A 6,827-nucleotide genomic window follows, 5' to 3' on the forward strand; every position below is an offset into this window, starting at 1 on the left:
GATCTCTAACCGGTCTCCCGGCGCACACTGAATATATATACAGTAGTTTTGCCAATTTTACCGGTCAATATCGGCTCCAGCTATCAATCGCCAGCACTGAAATAACTCCTTGATGTCAATAGGGGTCTTCTTCAGCACCAGCGAACCGTTTGCTGCTTTTGCGCGCAGCCCGCCCGCCGCGCGAGGTGGTAGATGCGCAGCGCCGCGGCATTCGCTTGACACTGTACATTAATACAGTAAAACTATCGCCCGCGATCAGCATACAGAGGACAGAAGATGTTTGTGGAACTGATTTATGACAAGCGCAATTTTGCCGGGCTGCCGGGCGCCAGAGAGGCCATTCTTAACGAGCTGACCAAACGCATGCAGCGCATTTTCCCGGAGGCGGAAGTGCGGGTGAAGCCGATGATGACGCTGCCGGCGATCAACACCGACGCCAGCAAGCATGAAAAAGAGCTGATCAGCCGCACGGTGCAGGAGATGTTTGAAGAGGCGGATATGTGGCTCACTGAAGAGTGATCCCGCCCGTCAGTCGCGGCGACCATCTCTTTAAGAGCTTTCCCGGATGTGGCAGAGCCGCGGGCAGCAGTACAATAGCGGCGGTTGCAGACTGGCAATGCAACCTTCGCTCACCTGCTGGCTCTTGCATACGGCCAGCAGGTGAGCCCTACCTGTCTCCCCTCATCGCCTCACAGCGTCTCCGGTAGCGCCGCTATAATTCTATCCACTAGCCCGCGATGCTGATGGACCTTCCCGCATTTAACAATGATCTGCCTGGCGTTGTCATAGCCCGGGGCCCACAGCCGGTTATTAAGCAGAACGTCCTTATAGACCGCGATCAGCGGTTTGTTCCACGCCGCCGCCATGTGCACCACCGAGGTGTCCGGGGAGATAATCAGCTCCGCCTGGGCGATCAGCGCCATCGCATGGTGTAACGTGTTAAATGGGTTAATCACCACCTCCGGCGGCAGCGGGATGCGGATCTCGCGCCGGTGATCGAGCAGAATAACCGCGCTCCCCGGGTGGCGGGCCAGCAGTTTGTCGAGCAGTTCCGCCAGCTGCGTCTGCGAGAGACTGCGGTCGGCATGGCCGGCAAAAATATTAATCACCACCGCTTTTCCGCTTAGCGACGCCAGATACTGCGCCACCTCCTGCATAATCGGCCCGGGCACCGCCAGGTCGTAAGCGTCCAGCCCGCGGGTGTCCAGTTGGAGATAATCGGCGATCAGCTCGAACGTTTTCGTCACGTGCCAGCGCTGGCAGTCAAAATCAAAAGAGTGGGAGTAGTGCTTAATCGATGGCCATTTATTAAACCCGAGCACTGATTTGGCTTTTATTTGTCGGAAAAGCCGCAGGCGATGCACGGGAATATCGAACAGCGAAGGGTCAATAATAATATCGTACTTATTATTAGCCAGTTCATTAATAACGTCGCGAGGAACGTTATGATTAAATTTACGCAAAAAATCAGCGGACGTGACCGGGTCAGCTTCATAAATATGGCGGATCCGCGGGTTATAACGCATCACCTGGCTGTTAGAGGTCGTCAGCAAAAAATCAACGATATAGCCTGACTGATGCAGGCATTTCACCAGCGCGGAATCCACCACTACATCGCCGACCGCCCCCTCATTGCGCATCAACAGGACGGTTTTCGCAGACGACAAATCTACCGGCTGACGGCGTCGGCGATCCCAGAGCGCTTTCGCCACCCCCACCCGCAGGGCATTACGTACTTTCTTAGTAAAGTAATTCCGCCGTCTGTTGAGCTCCCTTATTTTATTAAATTTCTTGCGTGGGGAACCCTGCATGGTTGCATCGTGCATCATCCTAACCTCATTACGGCAATTATTAATATTCTGTGTCGTCCGATAGAGACTGAGCGAAATAAAAAAAGTTCGATTGAAAATGAAAATCATTCTTTTTTTTATTTACAAAACTCATCTGCGCCTGCGGGATTGCACCACAGCACTGTGAAGTAATAATGAGCGAATGGTGAATTTCCCGGCCCACCGTTGGCAGGCCGGCGCAACAGCGCTAAGCTGGCTGCTTTATGATGTCAGGAGGACGCTATGCTTGAAGCAGTAGAAGGTAATATCCACCAGCGGCTGTGCGCGCTGCTCGACGAGCACCGGGCCCGCTACCGGGTGATGGCGCACGAGGCGGTCGGTCAGTGCGAAGCCGTCTCGGCAATCCGCGGCACCGCGCTTGGCCAGGGCGCGAAAGCGTTAGTCTGTAAAGTGAAAGGAAACGGCGTCAACCAGCATGTGCTGGCGATCCTCGCCGCCGATCGGCAGGCCGACCTCGCCAGCCTGGCCCGGCATATCGGCGGCAGCAAAGCCTCGCTGGCCAGCCCGGCGGAGGTGGAGGCCCTCACCGCCTGCGTGTTCGGCGCCATTCCCCCCTTCAGTTTCCATCCGGCGCTGCGGCTGGTGGCGGACCCGCTGCTGTTTGAACGCTTTCCACAAATCGCCTTTAACGCCGGGCGCCTGGACCGGTCGATCATTCTCGACACCGAAGACTATTTACATATCGCCCGACCAGAGATCGCGACCTTTCGCCGTCTTAGCTAACCGGGCATCCGCCCAGATTTCCGCCGCATGGCGTAAAAATCCTGTTTATTCACGCCACGATGCGTAGAGTAAGCGGGATATTTTTGGCATTCTTATTTTGGCAAGGACCTCTGTACATGTTTGATACCACCCTGTTGATCCTGCTGGGTCTGGCGGCGCTCGGCTTTATCAGTCATAACACCACCGTGGCGATCTCCATCCTCGTGCTGATTATCGTGCGCGTCACGCCGCTGAACGCCTTCTTTCCCTGGGTTGAGAAACAGGGACTGACCGTCGGGATCATTATTCTGACCATCGGCGTGATGGCGCCTATCGCCAGCGGCACGCTGCCGCCCTCGACGCTGATCCACTCCTTTATGAACTGGAAATCGCTGCTGGCGATTGCGGTCGGGGTGTTTGTTTCGTGGCTCGGCGGGCGCGGCGTCTCCCTGATGGGCTCCCAGCCGCATCTGGTGGCCGGGCTGCTGGTCGGTACAGTACTCGGCGTCGCCCTGTTTCGCGGCGTCCCGGTCGGGCCGCTGATTGCCGCCGGGATCATCTCTTTGTTTATTGGGAAGTCGTAGCCAGGCTACCGTGATAGCGGCCCGGTGTCTGCCCGAGCCCTTTTTTAAACATGGTGATGAAGGCGGTGGTGGAATCGTAGCCCAGCGCCTGAGCCGTCTGCTGCACCGTCTGCCCGCGGATCAGCAGCTGCAGCGCGAGGATCAGCTGCAGCTGATGGCGCCAGCGGCGAAAGCTCAGCCCCGTTTCGCGCACTACCAGGCGGGCCAGATTCCGCTCGCTCATCGCAAACACCGCCGCCCACTGGCTCAGGGTCTGCCAGCGCGCCGGATCCTCAGCCATCATCGTCACCATTTGACGAATTTTCGGGTGGTTTGATACCGGCAGCTGCAGGTGCTCCTGCGGCTGGCGGGGCAGCTCATCAAACAGAACCTGCACCAGCCGGGCCGTGGCGGGGGCGGCCAGCGACTCTCCGCCGCGCTCCGCCAGAGTAAGGATCAGCTCTCGCACCAGCGGGGAAATCTTTAACGTACAGCAGCGATCCGGCATCGGCGCGGCGCCCGGCTCGATGAACAGGAAGCATACCTGGGCGCCGGGGGTAGCGCGGTTACTGTGGGACAGCTGCCCCGGAACCCACACCGCATACTGCGGCGGCACCATCCACATTGCGTTCTCCACCTCGCAGGTCAAGGCGCCGTGCAGGGCAAGGATCAGCTGCCCCTTACGGTGGGAATGCGCCGGAATATACTGCTCCGCCTCCACCACCCGGATACGAAAGGCAATGGCCGATTCGTGGCCACTGTCCGGTTCATAGCCATCCAGCCCCAGTCCAATCATCATATTGTCCGATATTAGCGATAATCTGTCATTTTAGCTTGATTTAAACGAGGGACAAAGCCGCTATCGTAACCCCCCTCGTTAGTTACCTTGAGAATGATATGTCTTCTGTGATCTCCTCTACCGGCCGCCGCCCCGCGCTGCTGATTGCCGGTATCCTGCTCATCGCCACCACCCTGCGCGTGGTCTTTACCGGCGCGGCGCCGCTGCTGGACGCGATTCGTAGCGACTATGGCCTGACCACCGCGCAGACCGGGCTGCTCACTACCCTGCCGCTGCTGGCCTTTGGCCTTGTCTCGCCGCTGGCGGCAGGGGTTGCCCGCCGGTTCGGCATGGAACGCAGCCTGCTGCTGGCGATGCTGCTGATCTGCGCCGGCATTGCCCTGCGCTCCCTGCCCTCCGCTGCGCTGCTGTTTATCGGCACGGCGGTGATCGGCTGCGGCATTGCGCTGGGTAACGTGCTGCTGCCCGGGCTGATTAAACGGGATTTCTCGCAGCATGTCGCGCGGATGACCGGCGCCTATTCCCTGACGATGGGCGGCGCGGCGGCGCTTGGTTCGGCGCTGGTGGTCCCCGTGGCGATGGCCGGATTCGGCTGGCGCGGGGCGCTGCTGCTGCTGATGGTCTTCCCGCTACTGGCGCTCCTCAGCTGGCTGCCGCAGTCCCGGTGCCGGGCGGAGACGCCATTGACCGGCTCAGGCGCTATGCATAACCGGGGGATCTGGCGGTCGGCGCTGGCCTGGCAGGTGACGCTGTTCCTCGGCATCAACTCGCTGGTCTATTACGTGATTATCGGCTGGCTGCCGTCGATTCTGCAGAGTATGGGCTATAGCGAAGCGCAGGCCGGCTCGCTGCATGGCCTGCTGCAGCTGGCGACCGCCGCGCCCGGCCTGGCGATACCGCTGATCCTGCATCGGCTGCGCGACCAGCGCGGGATCGCGGTGCTGGTCGCCCTGATGTGCGCCATCAGCGCCGCCGGGCTGTGGCTGTTGCCTGAGCTGGCGATCGGCTGGACGCTGCTGTTCGGCTTTGGCTCCGGAGCCACCATGATCCTCGGCCTGACGTTTATCGGCCTGCGCGCCAGCTCGGCGCATCAGGCCGCGGCGCTGTCAGGGATGGCGCAGAGCGTCGGCTATCTGCTGGCCGCCTGCGGGCCGCCGCTGATGGGCAGGATCCATGATGCCAATGGCGACTGGCATATTCCGCTGCTGGCGGTGGCGCTGATTTCGCTGGTGATGGCGGTCTGCGGCGCGCTCGCCGGACGTGATCGGGAAATTCACCCCTGAAGATGACCGGCAGCGCCCGCTGCCGGTGGAATTATTGTGCCGCGGCGCGGAGAAACGCCTGCACCAGCGGCGCGGGACGCCCGTCCAGCGCGTGACGCTCATGCTGGAACAAGGTGGCGACAAAAAACGGGTGCGTCACCAGCTCGACGGCGCGGATCTCACCCTCTTCATCCCAGCCGGTGACGCGCAGATCGCCCTGCTCCAGCTCCGCCGCAAACGCGCTGCTCACGCCGTACCGGCAGTGGTAGCCCTCTTCAATGCTCTCCCGGCCATAGGCGCGGGCAATCAGCGTATTCGCCCGCAGCTCGACGACGGCAGAGGTCTCCACCAGCGAGCAGCTGAGGGGAGCGATCACCATCCGCCCTTCGCTGTCGGTTTCCGCATGTCCGGCGTCCTGCCAGCCGAGCACGTTGCGGGCGTATTCAATCACCGCGTGCTGAAAGCCGCCGCAGGTGCCGAGGAAAGGAATGCTGTTTTCCCGGGCATAGCGGATCGCGGTAAACGCGCCTTCCGGGTGACGATACGGGCTGCCGGGAACGACCCAGATGGCATCGTACTCCGCCAGCGCCTCGCCGGAGGCGATCGACGGGGTGGCGAGCCAGTCATATTTCACCGGCTGCTCCAGCACGGCGGCGGCATCGTCTATCGCCAGGGGAATGGCCTGATGGGCAACAATATCGGGGTGATAATCGCCGACAAGGGCGAGGCGTAAAGGAGTTTTCATAGCAGGTTCCTTATGTCTGGACGAGACGGACAGCACAAGGCACGTCAGAATAGCGATCCCGCCTGTGGAACACAATCCTTATTTTCACCCCACCGCCGTGGCCGACGGGTGAGGTATACTGGAAAAAGCGCGTAAGGGAGAGAGAATGAAAAATAAGCTTTTGGTCAGCGCCTGCCTGATGGGATTCCAGGTGCGGTATAACGGTAGTGAGAAGGCACAGCTGGCGGCGACGCTGTCCCGCTGGCAGCAGGCGGGGCGGCTGGTGATCCACTGCCCGGAGCTGGCGGCCGGTCTGCCTACGCCCCGACTGCCGGCGGAGATCCTCGGCGGTACCGGCGGCGATGTGCTTGCCGGACGGGCGCGGATCGTGGAAAGCGACGGCCGCGACGTCACCGGACATTATCAGCTGGCCGCCTGGCTGGCGCTCAGCGCCGCCCGGGAAGCGGGCTGTCAGGCAGCGTTACTCACCGACGGCAGCCCTACCTGCGGCAGCCAGTTTGTCTATGACGGTTCCTTTCGCGGACGGCGCAAAGCGGGCGCCGGCGTGGCCGCCGACCTACTCCGCGCCCACGGCATCACGGTATTTTCCGACGGGCAAATCCCGCAGTTGCTCGCCTGGATGGCACAGAAGGAGCAGGATGATGATTCAGTGTAAACGGGTGTATGACCCGCAGGAAAGCAGCGACGGCTATCGGGTGCTGGTCGACCGTCTCTGGCCGCGGGGGATTAAAAAAGAGGCGCTGGCCTGTGATGAGTGGTGTAAGGAGTTAACGCCTTCCGCTGAGCTGCGCAAAGCCTTTCACGGCGAGGCGATCGATTTCGCCCACTTCAGCCAGCGCTATCGTCAGGAGCTCGACGCCCATCGCGAAACGGGCCTGCGGCTGGCGGCGCTGGCGCAACGCCAGC

Annotated in this window: 9 protein-coding genes and 1 pseudogene; 7 read left to right on the plus strand and 3 right to left on the minus strand. The window is 60.9% G+C overall.

Annotated elements, in window-relative coordinates; genetic code table 11:
- Positions 1–276: 276 nt before the first annotated feature.
- Positions 277–519, plus strand: a complete 243-nt coding sequence (locus HMPREF9538_RS00700; RefSeq protein ID WP_002901096.1) for a DinI family protein — start codon at positions 277–279, stop codon at positions 517–519.
- Positions 520–689: 170 nt separating this feature from the next.
- On the opposite strand, the gene HMPREF9538_RS00695 is transcribed toward HMPREF9538_RS00700, so the two are convergent.
- Positions 690–1,826: a glycosyltransferase family 9 protein gene (locus HMPREF9538_RS00695; RefSeq protein ID WP_014907796.1), complete on the minus strand. Its 1,137-nt coding sequence runs from the start codon at positions 1,824–1,826 to the stop codon at positions 690–692.
- On the opposite strand from HMPREF9538_RS00695, the pseudogene HMPREF9538_RS33105 reads away from it, so the two are divergent.
- The 3 genes and pseudogenes from HMPREF9538_RS33105 to HMPREF9538_RS00685 all read left to right on the plus strand — a co-directional run bounded on the left by HMPREF9538_RS33105 (position 1,821) and on the right by HMPREF9538_RS00685 (position 3,136).
- Positions 1,821–1,977 (plus strand): annotated as a pseudogene (locus HMPREF9538_RS33105) (hypothetical protein). The gene HMPREF9538_RS00695 and the pseudogene HMPREF9538_RS33105 sit on opposite strands and share 6 nt — an antisense overlap.
- Positions 1,978–2,072: 95 nt before the next feature.
- Positions 2,073–2,573 (plus strand): YbaK/prolyl-tRNA synthetase associated domain-containing protein, encoded by a 501-nt coding sequence (locus HMPREF9538_RS00690; RefSeq protein WP_002901088.1) that lies wholly within the window; start codon positions 2,073–2,075, stop codon positions 2,571–2,573.
- Positions 2,574–2,689: 116 nt separating this feature from the next.
- On the plus strand, positions 2,690–3,136 hold the full coding sequence (locus HMPREF9538_RS00685; RefSeq protein ID WP_002901080.1) for a DUF441 domain-containing protein: 447 nt from the start codon (positions 2,690–2,692) through the stop codon (positions 3,134–3,136).
- Here HMPREF9538_RS00685 and HMPREF9538_RS00680 read toward each other — a convergent pair.
- A complete protein-coding gene (locus HMPREF9538_RS00680) occupies positions 3,120–3,914 on the minus strand; it encodes an AraC family transcriptional regulator (RefSeq protein WP_004140469.1) in 795 nt (264 codons plus the stop codon). The two genes, HMPREF9538_RS00685 and HMPREF9538_RS00680, sit on opposite strands and share 17 nt — an antisense overlap.
- 107 nt (positions 3,915–4,021) lie before the next feature.
- Here HMPREF9538_RS00680 and HMPREF9538_RS00675 point away from each other — a divergent pair, with 107 nt between their 5' ends.
- Entirely contained in the window at positions 4,022–5,197 is a 1,176-nt protein-coding gene (locus tag HMPREF9538_RS00675) for a CynX/NimT family MFS transporter (protein WP_014343001.1), read from the plus strand.
- A gap of 31 nt (positions 5,198–5,228) precedes the next feature.
- Here HMPREF9538_RS00675 and HMPREF9538_RS00670 read toward each other — a convergent pair whose 3' ends face one another.
- Complete coding sequence (locus HMPREF9538_RS00670; RefSeq protein ID WP_004140471.1) at positions 5,229–5,921, minus strand: CTP synthase; 693 nt, start codon at positions 5,919–5,921, stop codon at positions 5,229–5,231.
- 145 nt (positions 5,922–6,066) lie between these two features.
- Here HMPREF9538_RS00670 and HMPREF9538_RS00665 point away from each other — a divergent pair, with 145 nt between their 5' ends.
- Together HMPREF9538_RS00665 and HMPREF9538_RS00660 are read left to right on the plus strand one after the other, a co-directional pair.
- Positions 6,067–6,576 (plus strand): DUF523 domain-containing protein, encoded by a 510-nt coding sequence (locus tag HMPREF9538_RS00665; protein ID WP_004176547.1) that lies wholly within the window; start codon positions 6,067–6,069, stop codon positions 6,574–6,576.
- Between the two features lie 4 nt (positions 6,577–6,580).
- On the plus strand, positions 6,581–6,827 hold a 247-nt coding region (locus HMPREF9538_RS00660; protein WP_171805152.1), incomplete at its 3' end, for a DUF488 domain-containing protein.

It is taken from the genome of Klebsiella sp. MS 92-3, from assembly GCF_000195655.1.
GTDB lineage: Bacteria > Pseudomonadota > Gammaproteobacteria > Enterobacterales > Enterobacteriaceae > Klebsiella > Klebsiella pneumoniae.